The sequence below is a fragment of the Azospirillum tabaci genome (assembly GCF_014596085.1).
In the GTDB taxonomy this organism is placed as follows: Bacteria; Pseudomonadota; Alphaproteobacteria; order Azospirillales; family Azospirillaceae; genus Azospirillum; species Azospirillum tabaci.
This window is the reverse complement of record NZ_JACCJY010000024.1, coordinates 19,413-38,975: the sequence shown is the minus strand read 5'-3', so window position 1 is coordinate 38,975 and position 19,563 is coordinate 19,413. Positions and strand designations below refer to the sequence as shown.

The window sequence follows — 19,563 nt, the reverse complement described above, 5'->3', positions numbered from 1 at the left end:
GAAGCGGATGCGTGCGCCAGCACTTTCAAAAAAAACGGAAAGGTGGGAGGATTCCTCCTCTTATCCCCTCGCCCCCCTGGGGAGAGGGTTAGGGTGAGGGGGCGCCCGCCAGGGCGTCCAATGCACTGCATGGGGCCGGCGTGGTCGGCCTTACGGCCGCCCCCTCATCCTGACCTTCTCCCCAGGGGGGAGAAGGAATTCTTGAAAAGGGCTGGGCGTGGCGCTGCTGGAGAACATGCGGGTGTTCGTGCGGGTGGTGGAGCTGGGCAGCCTGTCCGCGGCCGGGCGCAGCCTGCGCCTGTCGCCCGCCGTGGTCAGCCACCGGCTGCAAAGCCTGGAGGAGCATCTGAACGCCCGCCTGCTCAACCGCACCACCCGGCAGGTGCAGTTCACCGAGGCCGGAAAGGTCTTCTTCGAGCATTGTCTGGAGGTGCTGGAGGCGGCCGAGCGGGCGGAGAGCAGCGTCGGCGCCATCGGCGGGGCGCCGGTGGGCAGCCTGCGGGTGACGGCGCCGCTGGGCTTCGGGCGGCGCATCCTGGCCCCGATGGTGCCGCGCTTCCACGCCGCCTACCCCCAGGTGGATTTGCGGCTGCGCCTGTCCGACCATCTGCTGGACCTGCTGCGCGAGGCGACCGACGTCGCCATCCGCATGGCGCCGCTGAAGGATTCCAGCTTCGTCGCGCGCAAGATCGCCGACCTGCCGCGCGTGCTCTGCGCCGCCCCCGCCTATCTGGAGCGGCGGGGCGTGCCGGCCCGGCCGGAGGACCTGCTGTCCCACCATTGCCTGCTGCTTCGCTTTCCCGGCTCGCAGCAGTTCCAGTGGACGCTGAACTCCCCGCAAGGCCCGATGACCCTGCCGGTGTCCGGCCAGTTCGACGCCGACGATGGCGACGTGCTGACCGGCTGGGCGCTGGCCGGGGAAGGAATCGTGCTGAAGCCGCTGTGGGAGGTGGCCGACCATCTGCGCCGCGGGGCCTTGCGCGTCGTCCTGCCGCACTGCCCGCCGGAGCCGGTGACGCTCGCCGTGCTCTACCCCCACCGCAACCTGCTGCCCGCGAAGATCCGCGTCTTCATCGACTTCTTCGCGGAGCAGGCGCGCGCCGCCCTGGCGGATACGGAAATGGCCGGAGCGGAACCGAATGCCGCGCCCTGACCGTTCCCGCTTTTCCCCCGCTTTTCCAACGGCGTGCTATGATGCCGCCACGCCGCGCGGCGGGGTTCGCCGCAGGGAAGGACGAGAATGACCGCACAGCCGCCCGCCAAGCCGATCCCGCCGAAGCCCGCCAAGCCCATTCGTAAGAAAACCCGCCGCGCCACCCAGCGGCTGACCATGACGGACGTGGCCAACGCCGCCGGCGTGTCGCCCAGCACCGTCTCGCTCTATCTGCGCAAGCCGGAGGCGGTGTCGGAGGAGCTGGCGACCCGCGTGCGGACGGTGATCGACCAGCTCGGCTACGTGCCCAACCTCGTGGCGGGCAGCCTTGCCGCGGCGAAGAGCCGGACGGTGGGAGTGATCCTGCCCTCCATCACCAACTCCTTCTTCGCGGAAACCTACAACACGCTGCAAAGCGCCTTCCAGACCGCCCATTACCAGACGCTTCTGGGCGTCAGCGAGTTCGATCCGGAGCGGGAGGAGGAACTGATCCGCGCCTTCCTCGCCTGGTCGCCCGCCGCGGTGGTGGTCACCGGCCTGCACCACACCGAGCGGACGCGCGCCATGCTGCGCTCCTCCGGCGTGCCGGTGGTGGAGATGTGGGACATCCCCTCCGCCCAGACCCCGGCGGTGGACATGACGGTCGGCTTCTCCCATTTCGAGGTGGGGCGGCGGCAGGCCAGCCACCTCTACGACCAGGGCAGCCGCAAAGTCGCCTACATCGGCGCCGCCGTGCATCAGGACATGCGCGTGCGCAGCCGCACCGACGGCTATGAGGACGAGGTGCGCCGCCGCGGCCTGCACGAGCCGATCGCCTTCACCGCTCCGGACACCGCCTCCACCCCCGTCGGCATCTGGCTGATCGACGAGGTGTTCGCCCTGCATCCCGACATCGACGGGGTGGTCTGCTCCAACGACGCCATGGCGCTGGGCGTGCTGTTCGAGGCGAACCGGCGCGGGCTGAGCGTGCCCGACGATCTGGCGGTGATCGGCTTCGGCGACCTGACCTTCAGCGCCGCCTGCCTGCCGCCGCTGTCCACCGTCCGCCCGCCGCAGCGCGAGATCGGGGAGCTGGCCGCCGGCCAGATCCTGGCCCGGCTGAACGGCACCACGGTGGCCCAGCCGCACCATGGGCTGGATTGCGAACTGGTCGTCCGCGACAGCACCCGTCCCGACGCCGATGCGGGCGTGGAGCGGCAAAGAGCGGGGTGAATCCTGCCCTGAAGGACAGGGCTGACGATTGTCCCTTGTCCATGGTTCGTTCCCCTGCTTCCTTCCGCTCCATCGTGGTTAACACACCGGGTTAGGGAGCATGGCCGGCTTGGCTGTAGATGGAGCCGCGGTGATCCGCGCCACCCTGCCGACGCTGCCGGACACGCCCGGCGTCTATCGGATGATCGGGGCGGACGGACGCATCCTGTATGTCGGCAAGGCGAAGAACTTGAAACGCCGGGTGGCCAGCTACACCCGGACGGACGGGCTGCCCAACCGCACCCGCCGCATGGTGGCGCTGACCCGCTCCATGGAGTTCGTCACCACCCACACCGAGGCGGAGGCCCTCCTGCTGGAGGCGAACCTCATCCGCCGCCTGCTGCCCCCCTTCAACGTGCTGGTGAAGGACGACCGGTCCTTCTCCTACATCGCGCTGGGCCAAGGGCACGAGTTCCCGCGTCTGATGCATCATCGCGGCAGCGCCGACCGCCATGGGAAGAAGCGCGACCTGTTCGGCCCCTACGCCTCCCCCGCCCTCGTCGGCATGACCATCGGGGCGTTGCAGCGCGCCTTCCTGCTGCGCAACTGCGACGACGCCACCTTCACCGCACGCACGCGGCCCTGCCTCCAGCACCAGATCAAACGCTGCTCCGCCCCCTGCGTCGGCCGCGTCTCGGCGGAGGACTACGCCGCGCAGATGCAGGGCGTGCGCGACGTGCTGTCCGGGCGCAGCGCCGCCGTCCAGGCGGAGTTCGCCCGCCACATGATGGACTGCTCCGACCGGCTGGCCTACGAGGACGCCGCCCGCTGGCGCGACCGCATCCGCGCCCTGACCGCCCTGCAGAGCCGTCAGGACATCAATCTGGAAGGCGTGCTGGAGGACGCCGACGTGCTGGCCGTCCATGCCGAGGGCGGGACCGCCTGCGTCCAGGCCTTCTTCTTCCGCGGCGGGCGCAACCAGGGCACCCGCGCCTTCTTCCCCCGGCACGACGGAGAGGAGGAGCCGGCCGCGATCCTGGCCGCCTTCGCCGCCCAGCTCTACGAAGGCACGCCGCCGCCCCGCCACCTGCTGCTCAGCCACGCCATCCCGGAGCGCGCCCTGCTGGCCGAGGCGCTGACGCTGGCCGCCGGGCGGCGGGTGGAGGTGGAGGTTCCCCAGCGCGGCCCCAAGCGCCGCGTCGTCGAACACGCCCTGACCAACGCGCGCGAGGCGCACGGGCGGCGCATGGCCGAACGCTCCGCCCAGGGCAAGCTGCTGGCCGGGGTGGCGCGCGTCTTCGGCCTTCCGAAATCACCGGCCCGTATCGAAATCTACGACAACTCGCACATCCAGGGTGCCTTCCCGGTCGGCGCGATGGTGGTCGCCGGGCCGGAGGGCATCCAGCGCAACGCATGCCGCCGCTTCCACATCAAGGACCCCGCCGCGGCCGGCGACGACTACGCCATGCTGCGCGAGGTGCTGACCCGCCGCTTCGGGCGCGCGCTGCGCGAGGACCCGCAGCGCAGCGGCGGCCAGTGGCCCGATCTGGTGCTGATCGACGGCGGGCTCGGCCAGTTGAACACCGCCCGCGCGGTCCTGGACGGGCTGGGCATCGCGGGCGTGCCGCTGGCCGCCATCGCCAAGGGGCCGGACCGCGACGCCGGGCGCGAGCGCTTCTTCCTGCCGGACCGCGAACCTTTTCGCCTGGAGCCCAACGACCCGGTTCTGTACTTCCTGCAACGGCTGCGCGACGAGGCCCACCGGACGGCCATCGACGCCCACCGCACCCGCCGCCTGAAGGCGATGGACCACACCCGCATCGATGGCATCCCCGGCGTCGGCCCGTCGCGCAAGAAGGCCCTGCTGCACCATTTCGGCAGTTCCACCGCGGTGGCCTCGGCCGGGCTGAAGGATCTGGAGGCCACACCCGGCATCAGCGCGGCGCTGGCCAGGCGGGTGTTCGAGCATTTTCATGGATAGGGGACGAACGCGGCCGAATTATTCCAAGGACACCGATGCAGCCGCCGCTCATCAGTCCTGCGTTCGCGCGATTTTTGGTTAGTGCTTCCTTAACCCGGTGGGGTCATGGTCCGCCCACCACAAACAGAGCATGCACGCAGGGCGCCTGACCATGGGCCAGAAGATCATCAAGTTCTCCGACAAGAACGGCTACCGCGACGTCGAACTCGACAGCCTGCCGCGCAACGTGCGCGCCGCGGTCACCGACATGGCGGCCAAGAACCCCGTCGCCAGCATCATCGTGGACCAGATGGGTATGCTGTACCGGATTCACCTGACCGAGCCGGCGAACGTCTATCTGGACGTGCTCTCGGTCGCCTGAACCGCGGCACTCCGCAAGGTTCAGGAACAACGGCGGCGCACCCGATGCGCCGCCGTTTCCATTTCAGCGTGCTGTCACGATCATGCTGTCACTCGGGCAGAACGGTGACGGTGCGGTCCAGCGCGGCACGCGGAACCGTCGAGCCGAAGCCGGACAGGATCGCGCGGGCGTGCCCCGGCGCCAGCCCCGTCATCCGGGCCAGATCGCCGGCGTCCAGCCCCTGCTGTTCGGCGGCGTGGCGGATGCGGGTGATGGCGTCGCGTTTCTCCGTGCGGTCCATGGCGCTGCTCCGTTTGCGGACGTGGTGGGTCATGCGGTCCTCCTGTGCCGGTGGGCGGAGGGAGAGGCGTGGTTCGCGGCTGCTCAGTGCGGGCGGCCTTCCAGGCGGCGCAACGCGCGATCGAGCGTGCTCACGGGCATCATGAACACGGTGCCGTCGAGAACCGCCCGGACATCCTCGATGCCCAGGCCGGTCGCCGCGGCAACGCCCCGCTCGTCCAGACCGCGGTCTTCGGCGATCACGGCGATCCAGCCCGCCAGCGTACGGGCCTGGGCGATCCGGGCCGGGTCGGCAAGGGAGAGATCGGTCAGCGGGTGACGACCCGCCGATAAACTGCGGCCACGGGGGTCCGCAAGGTCGGTTGGGGTTCGCATGGGCTCCTCCCAAAGAGCGTTGGCCTGATCGTATGGCCTTCTTTTTCGGGCTATCGTGCGCTTCCTCCGTCCTGCGCACAATCCATCCATCGGCGTAATGCCCTTCGCCCGATGTCCCCTGGCAAAAGGTTCTGCGACGAAAAGTCCCGATTCCGCGCCTCCACGCTCAAGCTCCCATCCAGCGCCGCGTCGGCCCGGTGTCCACATGGACGAAGTTGCGCTTGGCGTAGCAGCCCGCCCCGCCGTCGCCGAAGGAGAGGGCGCAGCGGTAGAGGTCCACGGCGCGCCGCCCCTGCAGGCGCAAATCGACCGCCCGTCCCTGCAAATGCAGGCTGCCCGTCGCCGCCCCCTTCACGCGGCGGTTGGTTTCCTGGGACCGGAAGGCCGACAGCACTTCGAACGGATGCTGGCTGTCCATCTTCTCCTGCATCTCCGACAGGCGGTTCAGCAGGGCGAGATCGATGCGGTGGCAATCGTCGCTGCGATGGTCGCGCAGGACCCAGTCGATGCGGGCCATCGCCTCCACCACCGGGCGTCCTTCCGCCCAGTAGACGCCGTCGAAGCTCTCCCCTGTCAGGCAATTGTAAATCCGCAAGCTGCGCTCCGGCGCCGGTTCCCACGCTGCGGCACTGCGGCTGTTGCAGACGCCGACCGCCACCGCGGCCCCCAGTCCGAAGATGCCGCGGCGCGTCAGCGCGGCTGCGGCGGGTTGGTGCATTCGTGATTTCTGAGGAGATGTGTGAAGGGGATGAGGCGGACAGTGGCGGGACGGATCCTTCAGCGAAGACAAAAAGGACGACGACAAAAAAGACATGGAACCACCGGTGCGTTGCGTTACCGAAGCCGAGAACAGGGAAAACCGGGAAATGTCGGCACGCCTTATCGACGGCGGGGGATGCGCGTCGGTGAGCCGGGCGTGCCGCGGGGACGGGAAGGACCTTCAGCCATTGTTCGGGTCCTCCCCTGTCGAGTCCCCTGTCCGGCGGCGGGAAAACCGGTCAAGCCGCCGACCGTTCCGCCGTGGCAGGTAGCATACGGTAGTTTACGCCCCGTTCGGCGGAGGTGGTCCTCACCGCTTTCGGTCGGGCATCCCCAGCCTTTGGATGGGCGGCTTACTCCAACGAACAGAGAAGCCAACGGACTTCGGGAATATGATCCAGCCTAAAAGCACAGGGCCGATGGACATCAGTTTTTCCCGATGGAAGAATGCCGCCAACACATCGACCCACCCCTTTTGAGAAGGATCGCACATCGTCTTTCTCAACTTTCGGGAGATGTCACGAATGACCGAGGAAACGCCGCCCGCGCAGGAGAGGTTATTGAATGATCGTGCTGTCCGGACTCAGCTTGAGCGGATTTTGGCAAGCGATCACTTCGACGCGTCGGACCGGAATCGCCGCTTCCTGCGCTATGTGGTCGAGGAGTGCCTGGAGGGGCGGGCGCAGCAAATCAAGGCCTACTGCATCGCCGTCAGCGTCTTCAACCGGGAGCCGAGTTTCGACCCGCAGTCCGATCCCATCGTGCGGCTGGAGGCCGGGCGGCTGCGTCGCAGCCTGGAACACTACTATCTGACCGCGGGCCGCAACGACCCGATCCGCATCGTCGTGCCGAAGGGCGGTTACGCTCCCCGCTTCGAACGGTTGAGCGACGCGCCATCCCCCGACCTGCCCAACCCTCTCACCGTTCCGGCGACGGAGACATCCCGGCGCCCCGTTTCCCTGCGCATCGCCGGCTTGGCCGCCATGGTGCTGATCGCGGTCGGGTTGACGGGCCTGATGATCGGTCGGAACCTCGCCACACCGCTTGACGTGGAAGAGGCATTGGCACTCGGCCCCCACCCGGTCGTGGCCGGCGCGGAGCCGAGGGGGACGGAGCCGACGCCGCCTCTGTCCGCTGCCTTATCCTCGGCGGTCGACGCACCGATGAGCATCGTTGTCGGCCCCTTCCGGACCACCGGCCAGTCGGTGGAGGACGGCGCTCTCGCCGCCATGCTGACCGACGAGATCGCTGGCGGCCTCGCCAACCGGATCGACCTGCCGGTGAGGATCGATCCGCCGCAGACCGCCACCCTGCCCCATCAGGGTCTTCGCCTGTCGGGAAGCCTTCAAGGGCACGACGCGGCCGTGCGTCTGGTCGTGCACTTGACCGACCTCGCCACCGGGACGGTGCTCTGGTCCACCAGCCTGGACCGGCCGTCCGGACCGGAGGGCATGCCAATGCCGCAAAGTTTGGCGGCTGGCATCATCGATCCCCTCACCGCTGCGCAAGGCCCCCTCCTGCCGGTTGCCGCCGCTCGTCTGCGTGCCAAACCGACCGCCAGCCTGTCGCCGCGAGAATGCGCCTTCCTCGCCTCCGGCCGGCATGAGGTCCCGCCAGCCGAGCGGTCCGCCTTGAGAGGTTGCTTGACCTCCGCGGCCAGCGTTCTGACCACCAGCACCGGGGAGGCCGCCCGCCTCTGGTCGGCGCTGTCCCTGCTTCAGTCAGACGCCTATCGGGCGGAACGGAACGACGACGCCTTGAACGATGCCCTGGCCGCCGCCCTGCGCGCCACGGAGCTGGAACCGGCCTCGCTGCGCCCATTGACGGCGCTTTACACCGCCTATTGCCTGCGCGGGCAGTACACCCCCTGCTTCGCCGCCGGGCAACGCGCGCTGCAGGCATCACCCGGAAACGCCCATGTGCTGGGTGACCTCGGCCTGTGGCATGTCGAAGCCGGGCAGTCCGCGAAAGGCCTGCCCCTGCTGGAACAGGCGATGGAGCGCGATCCCGCGCAACGGGAACGGCTTCTGCCCGCCTACAGCCTCGCCCTCCAGCGCCATGGGCATCCGGACAGCACGAAGCTGGAGTTCGAGGTGACCGCCGCCGCGCCGGCCCAGGCCGCCCTGGCCGTCGCCTTCGTGCAGATGGGCCGGATGGACGAGGCCAAGGCCGCCGCCACGCGGGCGCTAGCGGCTGACCCCGATTTCGCCCGCCGCGCAGCGCGGGAGCAGCGCATCCAACCCCTGCCCCCGACGCTGGACGCGGCCATCCGCAGCAGCTATGCCATGGTCGGATTGGCCGCGCCCGCGAGCGAGAGCGTCACCCGGTAGCTCTCATACGACGTCGTATGATGACATCGACGATGGCTTTCAGGGCTCAGCCGGTGCCCGGCTGGACGGAACCGTCATCCTCTTCCGCTCGCCGCCGCAGCTCGTCCGACGTCGTTCCGGCGGGAACGGCGTCCTGCAGCGTCCCATCGCCGGGCGTCTTGCTCTTGTCCTCCAACGGGGAGTCCTTGCCCGGCCCCGCGTCGGCAGGGCTGTCGGGTGTCTTCTCTTCCGCCATGGCAAACCTCCGGTCTGTTGTGGTTCCAGCGAACAACGTCCGCAGCGCCTGCGGGGTCCGCGTTACGGCCGGGGTGCGCTGTCCGGAGAGTCGTCCGCGCTTGGTGCCTTATCCTTTCTGCTCTCGGCGCCCGGCCCTTCGATGTTCTGAAACCCCATCTTTTCCTCGTCGATCGCGGGGTCGGCGCGGGTGTTCTTGATGTCGAGCGGTTCGTCGCGCTGGTCGCCGTGACGCTTGTCGGTGCTCATAATGACCTCCTGTCGATGGGAAAGGCTTGCGCTTCCGTCCCTCCCAACAGGGTCTCGGGAGACCTGTTGCGGAAGCCCCCTTGCCGCGGACGCCCCGGCTGCACACATCACGGCGTCATAAACGCGTATAAAGTTGACCCCGACGGTCAGGCAATCCTTGACCGCGCCGCGGCACTTCCGTAGGGACTCGCGCGGTGGACCATGCCGGACATTGCCGGTATGAAACCGGCACCCGACCATCAAGCACCCCGCCCCGGCAGCGCACCGCGCACCGGCGGCCCGAACGGAGAGCGTCATGCTCAACGAACCCACGCCCACCGCCGCCCTCGTTCCGGCGGCGCGGGACATCTTCTCCCTCCCCCGGCACCGGACGGAGGCCCGGCGCCCGGCGCCCTTCCTGCCGATGACGCGGGCGGAGATGGACCGTCTGGGCTGGGATTCCTGCGACATCGTTGTGGTGACGGGCGACGCCTACGTGGACCATCCCAGCTTCGGCATGGCGATCATCGGGCGGCTGCTGGAAGCGCAGGGCTTCCGCGTCGGCATCATCGCCCAGCCGGACTGGAGCAGCGCGGAGCCGTTCAAGGCGCTGGGCAAGCCGAACCTCTTCTTCGGGGTGACCGGCGGCAATATGGATTCGATGGTGAACCACTACACCTCGGACCGCCGCCTGCGTCACAACGACAGCTACACCCCGAACGACGAGGGCGGCAAGCGGCCCGATCGCGCGGTGATCGTCTACAGCCAGCGCTGCCGCGAAGCCTACAAGGACGTGCCCATCGTGCTCGGCGGCATCGAGGCGAGCCTCCGCCGCATCGCCCAGTACGATCATTGGAGCGAGAAGGTCCGCCGCTCCATCCTCGTGGACTCCAAGGCCGACATCCTGTGCTACGGCAACGCGGAACGCGCGATCATCGACGTCGCCCACCGCATCGCCGCCGGGGAGAAGGCGCGGGAGATCGACGACGTCCGCGGCACCTCCATCGTCCGCAGCCGCGTGCCGGACGGCTGGACCGTCATCGACAGCAGCAGCATCGACGAGCTGACCCCCGCCGCTCCGCGCGCCGCCGGGGCCGACCGCACCGTGGTCCGCCTGCCCTCCTTCGAGCAGGTCAGCGCCGACAAGGTGCTCTACGCCCACGCGTCGCGCGTGCTGCACCAGGAGAGCAACCCCGGCAACGCCCGCGCTCTGGTGCAGCGGCACGGCGACCGCGAGGTCTGGCTGACCACGCCGCCGATCCCGCTGACCACGGCGGAGATGGACGGGGTCTACGGCCTGCCCTACGCCCGCGCGCCCCACCCGTCCTACGGCGACGCGCGCATCCCGGCCTGGGAGATGATCCGCTTCTCGGTGAACATCATGCGCGGCTGCTTCGGCGGCTGTTCCTTCTGCTCGATCACCGAGCATGAGGGGCGCATCATCCAGAGCCGGTCGGAGGGGTCGATCCTCAAGGAGATCGAGGAGATCCGCGACAAGGTGAAGGGCTTCACCGGCGTCATCTCCGACATGGGCGGGCCGACCGCCAACATGTACCGCATGGCCTGCAAGGACCCGGAGATCGAAAAGGTCTGCCGCCGCCCGTCCTGCGTCTTCCCGGACATCTGCAAGAACCTGAACACCGACCACAGCGACCTGATCCAGCTCTACCGCAAGGCCCGCGCCATCCCCGGCGTGAAGAAGATCAACATCGCCTCGGGCCTGCGCTACGATCTCGCCGTCCGCAGCCCGGAGTATGTGAAGGAGCTGGTGACGCACCATGTCGGCGGTTACCTGAAGATCGCACCGGAGCACACCGAGCCCGGCCCGCTGTCCAAGATGATGAAGCCGGGCATCGGCACCTACGACCGCTTCAAGGAGATGTTCGAGAAGGCGGCCAAGGCGGCGGGGAAGAAGCTCTACCTGATCCCCTACTTCATCGCCGCCCACCCCGGCACCAGCGACGAGGACATGATGAACCTCGCCCTGTGGCTGAAGCGGAACGGCTTCAAGGCCGATCAGGTGCAGACCTACCTGCCCTCCCCCATGGCGCTCGCCACGGCGATGTACCACAGCGACCGCAACCCGCTGCGCCCGATCCGCCGCGAGGGCTCGGAAACGGTGTTCTCCGCCAAGGGGCTGAAGCAGCGCCGCCTGCACAAGGCCTTCCTGCGCTACCACGACCCGGAGAACTGGCCGGTGCTGCGCGACGCGCTGAAGGCGATGGGCCGCAGCGACCTGATCGGACCGGGCGAGCATCAGCTCGTGCCCGCTTGGCAGACGACGGGGGGTGTGGGCAAGGCGGACAAGCCCAAGGCGGATAGGCCGAAGCCGGGCAAGACCTTCTACACCCAGCAGGCCGGCAAGGGCCGCCGGGCGCCGGCCAAGGCCGGCAAGCCGACGGGACGGGCAAAGTAGCCATTCACCCCCTCTCCCGCCCCGGGAGAGGGAAGGGGCCCACGCGCCAGCGTGGGAAGGGTGAGGGTACCGGCAAAGACCAGCGCCTCGATTCTCGCACGACCCTCACCCGCCCGCTTTCGCGGGCACCCTCTCCCGGGGCGGGAGAGGGGATTGAGGCTCAGCAGCCGTTGAGCGCCTTGATCCGTTCGATCAGCGCCAGCCCGTCGCGCTCGGCCAGCGCGACCTCGGCGGCGCCGTCGCAGACGCGGCCGTTCACATAGACATAATGGTAGCGCACGCGCACGGTGTCCCGGCCGATGGGCTCCGCGGCCAGCAGGCGGACGGGAACGCTCATGTTGCCGTAGAAGCGGGTCATCGACGCAATGTCGTAGGCTCCGCTGCCCCGCTTTTCGGGAATGACGTAGGTGTTGGCCCGCGCGGCGTCGGCCTGCCCCAAGGCATCATAGAAGGCGCGCACCGCGGCGATCCCGTCGGTCGGTTGGGGGCGCGGCGTGGGCGGATGGGATTGGGCCGGGTCAGCGCTCGGGGCCGGCTGCGGGATGGACGCAGGGTTGGCCGCGGGCTGACCCGGCCGGACCACCGTGGCCGCCGAGGACGGCTGCGGTGGAACAGGGATCGGCGGGGCAGGGGGCTGCTCCACCGCAGGAGAGGGAATGGACTTCGGCACGAGCCGCAGGGGACCTTCGGTCGCCGTCTCGGGGGCCGTCTGGGCGGCGGCCGCACCAGCCAGCAGACATGCCCCAGTCGCCGCCGCGAGCCCCAGACGCCTCACACGGTTGCCCATCGCACTCTCCTGTCGAAAAGCGTCAAATCCATAGCAAATCCCCATCTCCCGGAGGATTGTTCGGAACGGTCCTCTGGCTTGCATTCCGGCGGGGCGGGCTCTAGCGTGACCGGCATGACCGATGCACAGACCACCCCGATCCGACGCCTCGCCGCCCCGCAGGCCGTTCTTCTGGAACAGCCGAGGCACGGCGTCCCGCAAACCAGCGAGATGCTGTTCGGTGAAACATGTACGCCGCTCGACCGGGATGGCGACTGGGTGAAGGTGGAAAACCGCACCGACGGCCATGTCGGCTGGCTTCCCCCCGGCACGGAGACCGCGGAGCCGGTCGCCCCGACCCACCGCGTGTCCGGACGGGTGGTGAACCTGCACCCGGCACCCACCCACAAGGCGGTGCCGGTGGCGGCGCTGAGCTTCGGCAGCCTCGTCAGGGTGGCGGAGCAAGCCGACACTCAGTGTCCAGGGGGCTGGGTCCGGCTGGACAACGGGCTGTGGACCTTCGGCAAGCTGCTGGAGCCGGTGACCGTGCCGCTGAACCGCGTTCCGGTCGAGACGGCGCTGCGCTTCCTGGAGACGCCCTATGTCTGGGGCGGGCGGAGCGCCTTCGGCATCGACTGTTCCGGGCTCGTCCAGGTGGCGCTGCGCGCGGCGGGGATCACCACCCACCACAGCAGCGGGATGCAGCGCAACGACGACCGGCTGGGGCCGATGCTGTCCACCGACGGGCGGGGGATGGACTATCGCCGCGGCGACATCGTGTTCTTCCCCGGCCATGTCGGCATCATGCTGGACGGCGCCACGCTGCTGCACGCCACCGTCTTCACCATGTCAGTCGTGACCGAACCCCTGGCCGACGTGGCCGCCCGCGCGGAGGGCATCACCGGCGTGCGCCGCCCCGTCTTCTAGCACCCGGGCCTCCAGCGCCCATCCGATCAGGAGCAGAGTTGGCCCGTCGCCCGCCGCCACGCCCCGTTCGGCCATGGCGCCCAGCGTCGTGCGGTGGTGGCGTTCGTCGGGGCGGCAGCCGTTCTCCACCGCCAACACCGGCGTGTCGGGGGACAGCCCGCCCGCGGTCAGGCCGCGCCCGACACGCCGGGCGGCCTCGCGGCCCATGTAGATCGCCAGCGTGCCCTTCGGGTCGGCCAGCCGCGCCCAATCCGGCTCGGTCGCGTCGCCCTCGCGGGCGTGGGCGGTGACGAAGGTGACGGCGCGCGACACGCCGCGTTTGGTCAGCGACAGCCCGGCGCTGGAGGCGCAGCCGAGCGCCGCGGTGATACCGGGGATGACCGACACGCTGATTCCGACACGCTCCAGATGCTCGATCTCCTCGCCGGCCCGGCCGAAGATCATCGGGTCGCCGCCCTTCAGCCGGACGGTGCGCCGCCCGCTGCGGGCCTGCGCCGCGATCAGCGCGTTGATGGCCTCCTGCGAATGGGAATGCTGGCCCGACCGCTTGCCGACGCAGATCAACTCCGCCCCCGGCGGCGCCAAGGCGAGGATGCCCGGCCCGACGAGGTGGTCGTAGAGGATCACCTCGGCCTGAGAAATGGCCCGCGCCGCCGCGACGGTCAGCAGGTCGGGATCCCCCGGCCCGGCGCCGACCAGAGTGACGTGGGGCGTCCGCTTGCCCGCCTCCGGGATGGCGCGGGCGACGCGGCGGGTCGTGCGTGGGCGCAGCGCGGAGCCCAGCGCGGCGCGCAAGGCGACGATGAAGTTGAAACGCTTGTCCCCGGACCGCGAGACAAGACCGTCAAGCCACATGGCTGCGCTGGGCATCGGCAAGGATCTCCTTGAGTTCGGGGATGCAGGAGCCGCAGTTGGTCCCGGCCCGCAGGGCCGTTCCGACCTCCTGGACCGTGGTCAAACGTTGGCTCCGGATGGCGGCGATCAGGCGGTTGACGCCGACGCCGAAGCAGGAACAGACCGTCCGCCCTTCGTCGGCCGTGGGAACCGGCGACCGGCCGGAGAGCAGAGCGCGGCGGGCGGCACCGTCCAACGCCTCCGCCGACAGCAGGTCGACCAGCCAAGCGCGGCCCGGCAAATTATTTACTGGCAAGCCGCCGGAGGTGGACAGGAACAGGCAGGCTTCCAGCCGGTCGTGGGTCACCCAGGCGCGGCGCAGCACGCCGCGGGCCGCGTCGCTGTAATCGACGGTCGCCCCGGCGAAGCCGAACGCCAGCGCCTCCGGGGCGGGCAGGGCGCCCTCGCCGGCCAGCTCGATCAGGTGGCCGCCGGGGACGGCGCGGCGCGACCAGTAGCCGCCATGGGCGGGCTCCACCGGCTCGCGGGCGATCAGGAAGCCGGTCCAGGCGGCGCGGTAGGGGGTGACCGTGACCGGCATCCGCTTCAGGTCGGGCTGGCCGGACACGGGATCCACGGCCATGTCGTCCACCAGCCGCCCGACGACGCAGGAGGCGGTGAAGCGATCGGTCCAATGCATGGGCAGGAAGGCCTCCCCCGCCCGCTGTGCCTCGGTCACGCGCAGGCGGGCCAGCGCCGTGCCGATAGGGCTGGAGAGACTGACCAGGGCGCCATCGGTCAGGCCGCGCGCCGCCGCGTCCTGCGGGTGGAGGTCCAGGCAGGGCTCCGGCGCGTGGGATGAGAGGCGCGGCGACAGGCCGGTGCGCGTCATGGTGTGCCACTGGTCGCGCAGGCGGCCGGTGTTCAAGATCAGCGAACCCGGCTCCACGCTGCGGGGCAGGGGACGGGAGATGACCGGGACGAAACGCGCCCGCCCGTCTTCGGTGAAGAAGCGCCCGCCGGTGTAGAGACGGCGCGTCGGACCCTCGCCGACCCGCCGCGGCCAGGGGGCGGGAGCGAGCGTTTCAAATTCAGCGTCGGACAGCCCGGCGAGGCCGCCGATGTCGAAGGCGCGCGTGCCGTCGTTCTCGAAGGCGGAGAGGGCGGCGTGCTCGCGGAAAAGGTCGGCGGGCGTCTCGAAGGGGAAGGCGTCGGCGAAGCCCATGGCGCGGGCGACCTGGGTGACGATCCACCAGTCGGGCCGCGCCTCGCCGGTCAGGGGACGGAAGGCGCGCTGGCGGGAGATGGTGCGGTCGGAGTTGGTGACGGTGCCGTCCTTCTCGCTCCAGCCGGCGGCGGGCAGGCGGATGTGGGCCAGCCGTACCGTGTCGGTGTCGGCGATGCAGTCGGAGACGATGACGGTTTCGCAGTTTGCCAGCGCGCGGCGGACGCGGGCGGCGTCGGGCATGCTGACCGCCGGGTTGGTCGCCATCACCCAGACGGCGCGTACCGTGCCCGCCTCCACGGCGCGGAACAGGTCCACCGCCTTCAGGCCGGGCTTGTCCGCCACGCGCGGCGCGTTCCAGAAGCGGCGCAGCCGGTCCACCGACTCCGGCTCGAACCCCATATGCGCGGCGAGCTGGTTGGCGAGCCCGCCGACCTCGCGCCCGCCCATGGCGTTGGGCTGGCCGGTGACGGAGAAGGGCCCCATCCCCGGCGCGCCGATCCGCCCGGTCAGGAAATGGACGTTCAGGATGGCGTTGACGGTGTCCGTCCCCTGCGAGGATTGGTTCACCCCCTGGGAATAGACGGTGACGGTGCGGCGGACCGTTGCGACTTCAGCGTAGAAGGCCTCGATGTCGGCCAGCGGCAGACCGCAGCGGGCGGCGACATGGGCGGGGGAGGGCGCGTCGGCGCGGGCGGCATCCAGCGCCTTCGCCAGACCGGCGGTGTGCTCGGCGACGAAACGGGCGTCGAGCAGGCCGTTGTCGGCGAGATGGACGAGCAGACCGTTGAACAGCAGGGCGTCGGTGCCGGGCCGGATGGGCAGATGCCGGTCGGCCCCGTCCACCGCGGCGGTGCGGCGCGGGTCGATAACGACGATGCGGGTGCCGCGCGTGTGCTTGGCCGCCTGCAGCCGCTGGTTCAGGATCGGGTGGCACCAGGCGAGGTTGGAGCCGACCAGCAGGACCAGATCGGCCTCGTCGATGTCCTCGTAGGTCACCGGCACCGCGTCGGCGCCGAAGCCGCGCTTGTGGCCCGCCACGCTGGAGGCCATGCAGAGGCGCGAATTGGTGTCGATGTTGGCGGTGCCGAGGAAACCCTTCGCCAGCTTGTTGACGGCGTAATAGTCCTCGGTCAGCAACTGGCCGGAGACATAGAAGGCGACCGAGTCCGGCCCGTACTTCGCGATGGTGTCGGACAGGCGCGTTGCGACTTCCGCGATCGCCTCGTCCCAGGCGACGCGCCGCCCGTCCACCTGCGGGTGGAGCAGCCGCTCGCCGAGGCCCAGCGTGTCGGGCAGGTTCGTGCCCTTGGAGCAAAGCTTCCCCCGGTTGGCCGGGTGATCGGGGTCGCCGGAGATGGTCACGGTGCCGTCGGCGGCGACGGAGGCCAGAACGCCGCAGCCGACACCGCAATAGGGGCAGGTGGTGCGGACCGTTCCCTTCCCAAATTCCCTCTCCCCTCTGGGGAGAGGGGAGGGTGAGGGGGTTGCACGTGGTGGTGCGTCCGGCAAATGCGCACCCCCCTCACCCCAACCCTCTCCCCGGGGGGGAGAGGGGGAAGAAGGAGGGGGAGAGGGGCTTTCAGCGTCACCCATGGCCGCACCCTCCACGTCCCGGACGGAAGGCCGCCAGCCCGAGCTGCACCGCGCCGTCCACCACCCGCACCGGGCAGTGGCCGGCGCAGCCCTCGTCGGGGCCGACCGCTTCGCCGCTGGCAAGGTCGATCACCCAGCTGTGCAGCGGGCAGGTCACCCGCGCCCCGTGGACGATGCCCTGCGACAACGGGCCACCGGCGTGCGGGCAGCGGTCCTCCAGCGCGTAGACCTCGTCCGTCACGGTGCGGAACAGGGCGATGTCGCCGAAGTCGGTCCGCACCACACGGGACCCCTGGCGGGGGATGTCCTCGACCGAGCCGACGGTGATCCAGGAAATGCTCTGATCCATCTGTCGTTACCCCACCTGAGCGAGCGGCGCGAATTCATGACGGTCCACCGACCCGTTGGCCCGCTCGGCCCAGGGATCGTCCTGCGAAAAGCTCTGGGAGAAGAGGAAGCGGGCGTTGAGGGCCGCGCGGCCTTCCGCGTCGTCGACCAGCCGGCGCTTGATGTGGTCCAGCCCGACGCGCTCCAGCCACGGGGCGGTGCGCTCCAGATAGCGGGCCTCCTCGCGGTAGAGCTGCATGTAGGCGCCGGTGTATTCCAGCACCTCCGCCTCGGTCTCCACCTTCACCAGCAGGTCGCAGGCCCGGACATGCATGCCGCCGTTGCCGCCGACATGCAGCTCGTAGCCGCTGTCCACGCAGACGACGCCCAGGTCCTTGATGGTGGCCTCCGCGCAATTGCGCGGGCAGCCGGAGACGGCCAGCTTCACCTTGTGCGGGGTCCAGGTGCCCCAGGTCATCCGCTCCAGCTTGACGCCGAGGCCGGTGCTGTCCTGCGTGCCGAAGCGGCACCATTCCGACCCGACGCAGGTCTTCACCGTGCGCAGCCCCTTGGCGTAGGCGTGGCCGGACACCATGCCGGCGGCGTTGAGGTCCGCCCACACCGCGGGCAGGTCCTCCTTCTTCACGCCGAACAGGTCGATGCGTTGGCCGCCGGTGACCTTCACCGTGGGGATGGCGAACTTGTCCACCACGTCGGCGATGGCCCGTAGTTCCTTGGCGCTGGTCAGCCCGCCCCACATGCGCGGGACGACGGAGTAGGTGCCGTCCTTCTGGATGTTGGCGTGGACGCGCTCGTTGATGTAGCGGGACCGGCTGTCGTCCTTGTATTCGCCCGGCCATTCGCAGAGCAGGTAGTAATTCAGCGCCGGGCGGCAATGGTGGCAGCCGTCGGGCGTGCGCCATTCCAGCCGCTGCATCACGTCGGGGATGGATTTCAGGGTCAGCGCGGTGATGGCCCGGCGCACCTCGTCGTGGGTGCGGTCGGTGCATTTGCACATCGGCTTGGCCTTCGCCTCGCCCGCGTAGCCGTCGCCCAGCGTCAGGGCGAGGAGCTGCTCCACCTGACCGGTGCAGCTTCCGCAGGAGGCCGAGGCTTTGGTATGAGCCCGCACCTCGTCCAGGTTGGACAGGCCCTTCTCGGTGATCGCCGTGACGATGGTGCCCTTGCACACGCCGTTGCAGCCGCAAATCTCCGCACTGTCGGGGAGCGCCGCAACGGCGGCCTTAGGGTTTGCCGCCCCCTCGCCTCCAAAGCTCTGGCCGAAGATCAGCGTGTCGCGGACCGGCGCCACCTCGGTCCCGTCCTTCAGCATCTGGAAGTACCAGCCGCCGTCCTTGGTGTCGCCGTAGAGCACGGCGCCGAGGATGCGGTTCTCCTTGACCACCACGCGCTTGTAGACACCGCGGGCGGCGTCGCGGAACACGATGTCCTCGCAATCCTTGCCGCCGGTGAAGTCGCCCGCCGAGAAGACGTCCACCCCCGTCACCTTCAGCTTGGTCGAGGTGACGGAGCCGGTGTAAATGGCCTCGCTGCTCCCGGCCAGCCGGGCGGCGGCGACCTTGGCCATCTCGAACAGCGGGGCGACGAGGCCGTAGGTCTGGCCGCGATGCTCCACGCACTCGCCGACCGACAGGATCGCCGGGTCGGAGGTGGTCATGGCGTCGTCCACCTGGATGCCGCGCCCGCAGGCCAGCCCCGCCGCCTTGCCGAGTGCCATGTTCGGGCGGATGCCCACCGCCATGACGACCAGATCGGCGGGAAGCTCCTGCCCATTTTTCAGGCGAACCGCCGAAACGCACTCGTTGCCCACGATTTCAGCAGTGTCGGCGCCGGTCAACACGGTGATGCCGCGACGCTCCAGCTCGTGCCGCAGCAGCGCCCCGGCGGAGCGGTCGAGCTGCCGTTCCATCAGCGTGTCCATCAGGTGCAGGACCGTGACGTCCATGCCCTTGACCTTCAGGCCGTTGGCCGCCTCCAGCCCGAGCAGGCCGCCGCCGATGACCACGGCGCGCCCGCCCTTGGCCGCCGCCTCCAGCATCGTGTCGACATCGGCGAGGTCGCGGAAACCGACGACGCCGGGCAGGGTGGAGCCGGGAACCGGGATGATGACGGGGGTGGAGCCGGTGGCGATCAGCAGCCTGTCGTAGGGAACGGTCAGGCCGGACATCGCCGTGACGGTGCGGTGCGCGCGGTCGATCACCTCCACCCGGTCGCCGGTCAACAGCTTGATTCCGTTGGCCTCATACCAGTCGCGCCCGTTCAGCACGATCTGCTCGAAGGTCTTCTCCCCGGCCAGCACGGGGGAGAGCATGATGCGGTTGTAGTTGGGGTGCGGCTCGGCGCCGAAGACGGTGATGTCGTAGCGGTCCGGCGCCTTGGCCAGCAGCTCCTCCAGCGTGCGGATGCCGGCCATGCCGTTGCCGACGACGACCAGCCGTTCGCGCGGAGTGGATGGATTGGTGTGCGTGCTCATGCTGTGTGCCCTCTTGCGAGGCCGCGAGGCCGAAAAGAAAAAGCGCCCGAAGCCCTGGGGACTCCCGCGGGATTCCCAGGGTTTCGG

At 69.6% G+C, this 19,563-nt stretch carries 17 protein-coding genes; 7 read left to right on the top strand and 10 right to left on the bottom strand.

Annotation, left to right across the window (positions count from 1 at the left end; genetic code table 11):
- The first annotated feature begins 217 nt into the window (after nt 1–217).
- The 4 genes from H0B54_RS20470 to H0B54_RS20455 all read left to right on the top strand — a co-directional run bounded on the left by H0B54_RS20470 (nt 218) and on the right by H0B54_RS20455 (nt 4,686).
- Nucleotides 218–1,153, top strand: a complete 936-nt coding sequence (locus H0B54_RS20470) for a LysR substrate-binding domain-containing protein (RefSeq protein ID WP_188261861.1) — start codon at nt 218–220, stop codon at nt 1,151–1,153.
- An 87-nt stretch (nt 1,154–1,240) separates the two neighbouring features.
- Nucleotides 1,241–2,365 (top strand): LacI family DNA-binding transcriptional regulator, encoded by a 1,125-nt coding sequence (locus H0B54_RS20465; RefSeq protein WP_137141549.1) that lies wholly within the window; start codon nt 1,241–1,243, stop codon nt 2,363–2,365.
- Between the two features lie 100 nt (nt 2,366–2,465).
- Nucleotides 2,466–4,325, top strand: coding sequence for an excinuclease ABC subunit UvrC (gene uvrC / locus H0B54_RS20460; RefSeq protein ID WP_188261860.1), 1,860 nt, complete (start codon nt 2,466–2,468; stop codon nt 4,323–4,325).
- 151 nt (nt 4,326–4,476) lie between these two features.
- On the top strand, nt 4,477–4,686 hold the full coding sequence (locus H0B54_RS20455) for a hypothetical protein (protein WP_094305637.1): 210 nt from the start codon (nt 4,477–4,479) through the stop codon (nt 4,684–4,686).
- Between the two features lie 88 nt (nt 4,687–4,774).
- Here the strand turns inward: H0B54_RS20455 and H0B54_RS20450 are convergent, their stop codons facing one another.
- The 3 genes from H0B54_RS20450 to H0B54_RS20440 form a co-directional block, all read right to left on the bottom strand.
- The gene (locus H0B54_RS20450; RefSeq protein WP_246472645.1) at nt 4,775–4,999 is read right to left on the bottom strand and encodes a hypothetical protein; all 225 of its coding nucleotides are present in this window, start codon (nt 4,997–4,999) and stop codon (nt 4,775–4,777) included.
- Between the two features lie 50 nt (nt 5,000–5,049).
- A complete protein-coding gene (locus H0B54_RS20445; protein WP_246472644.1) occupies nt 5,050–5,340 on the bottom strand; it encodes a hypothetical protein in 291 nt (96 codons plus the stop codon).
- A 166-nt stretch (nt 5,341–5,506) separates the two neighbouring features.
- The gene (locus tag H0B54_RS20440) at nt 5,507–6,058 is read right to left on the bottom strand and encodes a YcbK family protein (RefSeq protein ID WP_188261859.1); all 552 of its coding nucleotides are present in this window, start codon (nt 6,056–6,058) and stop codon (nt 5,507–5,509) included.
- A 640-nt stretch (nt 6,059–6,698) separates the two neighbouring features.
- Between H0B54_RS20440 and H0B54_RS20435 the strand changes: the two genes are divergently transcribed.
- Nucleotides 6,699–8,429, top strand: coding sequence for a hypothetical protein (locus H0B54_RS20435; RefSeq protein ID WP_188261858.1), 1,731 nt, complete (start codon nt 6,699–6,701; stop codon nt 8,427–8,429).
- A gap of 46 nt (nt 8,430–8,475) precedes the next feature.
- Here H0B54_RS20435 and H0B54_RS20430 read toward each other — a convergent pair whose 3' ends face one another.
- Together H0B54_RS20430 and H0B54_RS20425 are read right to left on the bottom strand one after the other, a co-directional pair.
- Nucleotides 8,476–8,664, bottom strand: a complete 189-nt coding sequence (locus H0B54_RS20430) for a hypothetical protein (protein ID WP_094305612.1) — start codon at nt 8,662–8,664, stop codon at nt 8,476–8,478.
- 62 nt (nt 8,665–8,726) lie between these two features.
- Nucleotides 8,727–8,912 (bottom strand): hypothetical protein, encoded by a 186-nt coding sequence (locus tag H0B54_RS20425; RefSeq protein ID WP_188261857.1) that lies wholly within the window; start codon nt 8,910–8,912, stop codon nt 8,727–8,729.
- 403 nt (nt 8,913–9,315) lie between these two features.
- Between H0B54_RS20425 and H0B54_RS20420 the strand changes: the two genes are divergently transcribed.
- Nucleotides 9,316–11,307 carry a YgiQ family radical SAM protein gene (locus H0B54_RS20420; RefSeq protein WP_425490066.1) on the top strand — a complete coding sequence of 664 codons (1,992 nt, stop codon included), beginning with the start codon at nt 9,316–9,318 and terminating at the stop codon, nt 11,305–11,307.
- Between the two features lie 160 nt (nt 11,308–11,467).
- Here H0B54_RS20420 and H0B54_RS20415 read toward each other — a convergent pair whose 3' ends face one another.
- On the bottom strand, nt 11,468–12,094 hold the full coding sequence (locus H0B54_RS20415) for a hypothetical protein (RefSeq protein WP_188261855.1): 627 nt from the start codon (nt 12,092–12,094) through the stop codon (nt 11,468–11,470).
- 114 nt (nt 12,095–12,208) lie between these two features.
- Between H0B54_RS20415 and H0B54_RS20410 the strand changes: the two genes are divergently transcribed.
- Entirely contained in the window at nt 12,209–13,000 is a 792-nt protein-coding gene (locus tag H0B54_RS20410; protein ID WP_188261854.1) for a C40 family peptidase, read from the top strand.
- Here H0B54_RS20410 and cobA read toward each other — a convergent pair.
- From cobA to nirB, 4 genes are all read right to left on the bottom strand, one after another.
- Nucleotides 12,923–13,876 carry a uroporphyrinogen-III C-methyltransferase gene (gene cobA / locus H0B54_RS20405; RefSeq protein ID WP_188261853.1) on the bottom strand — a complete coding sequence of 318 codons (954 nt, stop codon included), beginning with the start codon at nt 13,874–13,876 and terminating at the stop codon, nt 12,923–12,925. The genes H0B54_RS20410 and cobA overlap by 78 nt on opposite strands.
- A complete protein-coding gene (locus H0B54_RS20400) occupies nt 13,845–16,451 on the bottom strand; it encodes a nitrate reductase (RefSeq protein WP_246472654.1) in 2,607 nt (868 codons plus the stop codon). The genes cobA and H0B54_RS20400 overlap by 32 nt, the downstream gene beginning before the upstream one ends.
- Nucleotides 16,452–16,647: 196 nt before the next feature.
- The gene (nirD, locus tag H0B54_RS20395; protein WP_188261851.1) at nt 16,648–17,004 is read right to left on the bottom strand and encodes a nitrite reductase small subunit NirD; all 357 of its coding nucleotides are present in this window, start codon (nt 17,002–17,004) and stop codon (nt 16,648–16,650) included.
- A gap of 6 nt (nt 17,005–17,010) precedes the next feature.
- Nucleotides 17,011–19,476, bottom strand: a complete 2,466-nt coding sequence (gene nirB / locus H0B54_RS20390) for a nitrite reductase large subunit NirB (RefSeq protein WP_188261850.1) — start codon at nt 19,474–19,476, stop codon at nt 17,011–17,013.
- Nucleotides 19,477–19,563: the final 87 nt, after the last annotated feature.

Excerpts from the sequence above, each read along its gene's own strand:
- uvrC (WP_188261860.1), top strand. The coding sequence starts at position 2,466 with ATGGCCGGCTTGGCTGTAGATGGAGCCGCGGTGATCCGCGCCACCCTG.
- nirB (WP_188261850.1), bottom strand. The coding sequence starts at position 19,476 with ATGAGCACGCACACCAATCCATCCACTCCGCGCGAACGGCTGGTCGTC.
- H0B54_RS20425 (WP_188261857.1), bottom strand. The coding sequence starts at position 8,912 with ATGAGCACCGACAAGCGTCACGGCGACCAGCGCGACGAACCGCTCGAC.
- nirD (WP_188261851.1), bottom strand. The coding sequence starts at position 17,004 with ATGGATCAGAGCATTTCCTGGATCACCGTCGGCTCGGTCGAGGACATC.
- H0B54_RS20440 (WP_188261859.1), bottom strand. The coding sequence starts at position 6,058 with ATGCACCAACCCGCCGCAGCCGCGCTGACGCGCCGCGGCATCTTCGGA.
- H0B54_RS20415 (WP_188261855.1), bottom strand. The coding sequence starts at position 12,094 with ATGGGCAACCGTGTGAGGCGTCTGGGGCTCGCGGCGGCGACTGGGGCA.
- H0B54_RS20450 (WP_246472645.1), bottom strand. The coding sequence starts at position 4,999 with ATGACCCACCACGTCCGCAAACGGAGCAGCGCCATGGACCGCACGGAG.
- H0B54_RS20465 (WP_137141549.1), top strand. The coding sequence starts at position 1,241 with ATGACCGCACAGCCGCCCGCCAAGCCGATCCCGCCGAAGCCCGCCAAG.
- H0B54_RS20430 (WP_094305612.1), bottom strand. The coding sequence starts at position 8,664 with ATGGCGGAAGAGAAGACACCCGACAGCCCTGCCGACGCGGGGCCGGGC.
- H0B54_RS20455 (WP_094305637.1), top strand. The coding sequence starts at position 4,477 with ATGGGCCAGAAGATCATCAAGTTCTCCGACAAGAACGGCTACCGCGAC.
- H0B54_RS20410 (WP_188261854.1), top strand. The coding sequence starts at position 12,209 with ATGACCGATGCACAGACCACCCCGATCCGACGCCTCGCCGCCCCGCAG.
- H0B54_RS20445 (WP_246472644.1), bottom strand. The coding sequence starts at position 5,340 with ATGCGAACCCCAACCGACCTTGCGGACCCCCGTGGCCGCAGTTTATCG.
- H0B54_RS20420 (WP_425490066.1), top strand. The coding sequence starts at position 9,316 with ATGACGCGGGCGGAGATGGACCGTCTGGGCTGGGATTCCTGCGACATC.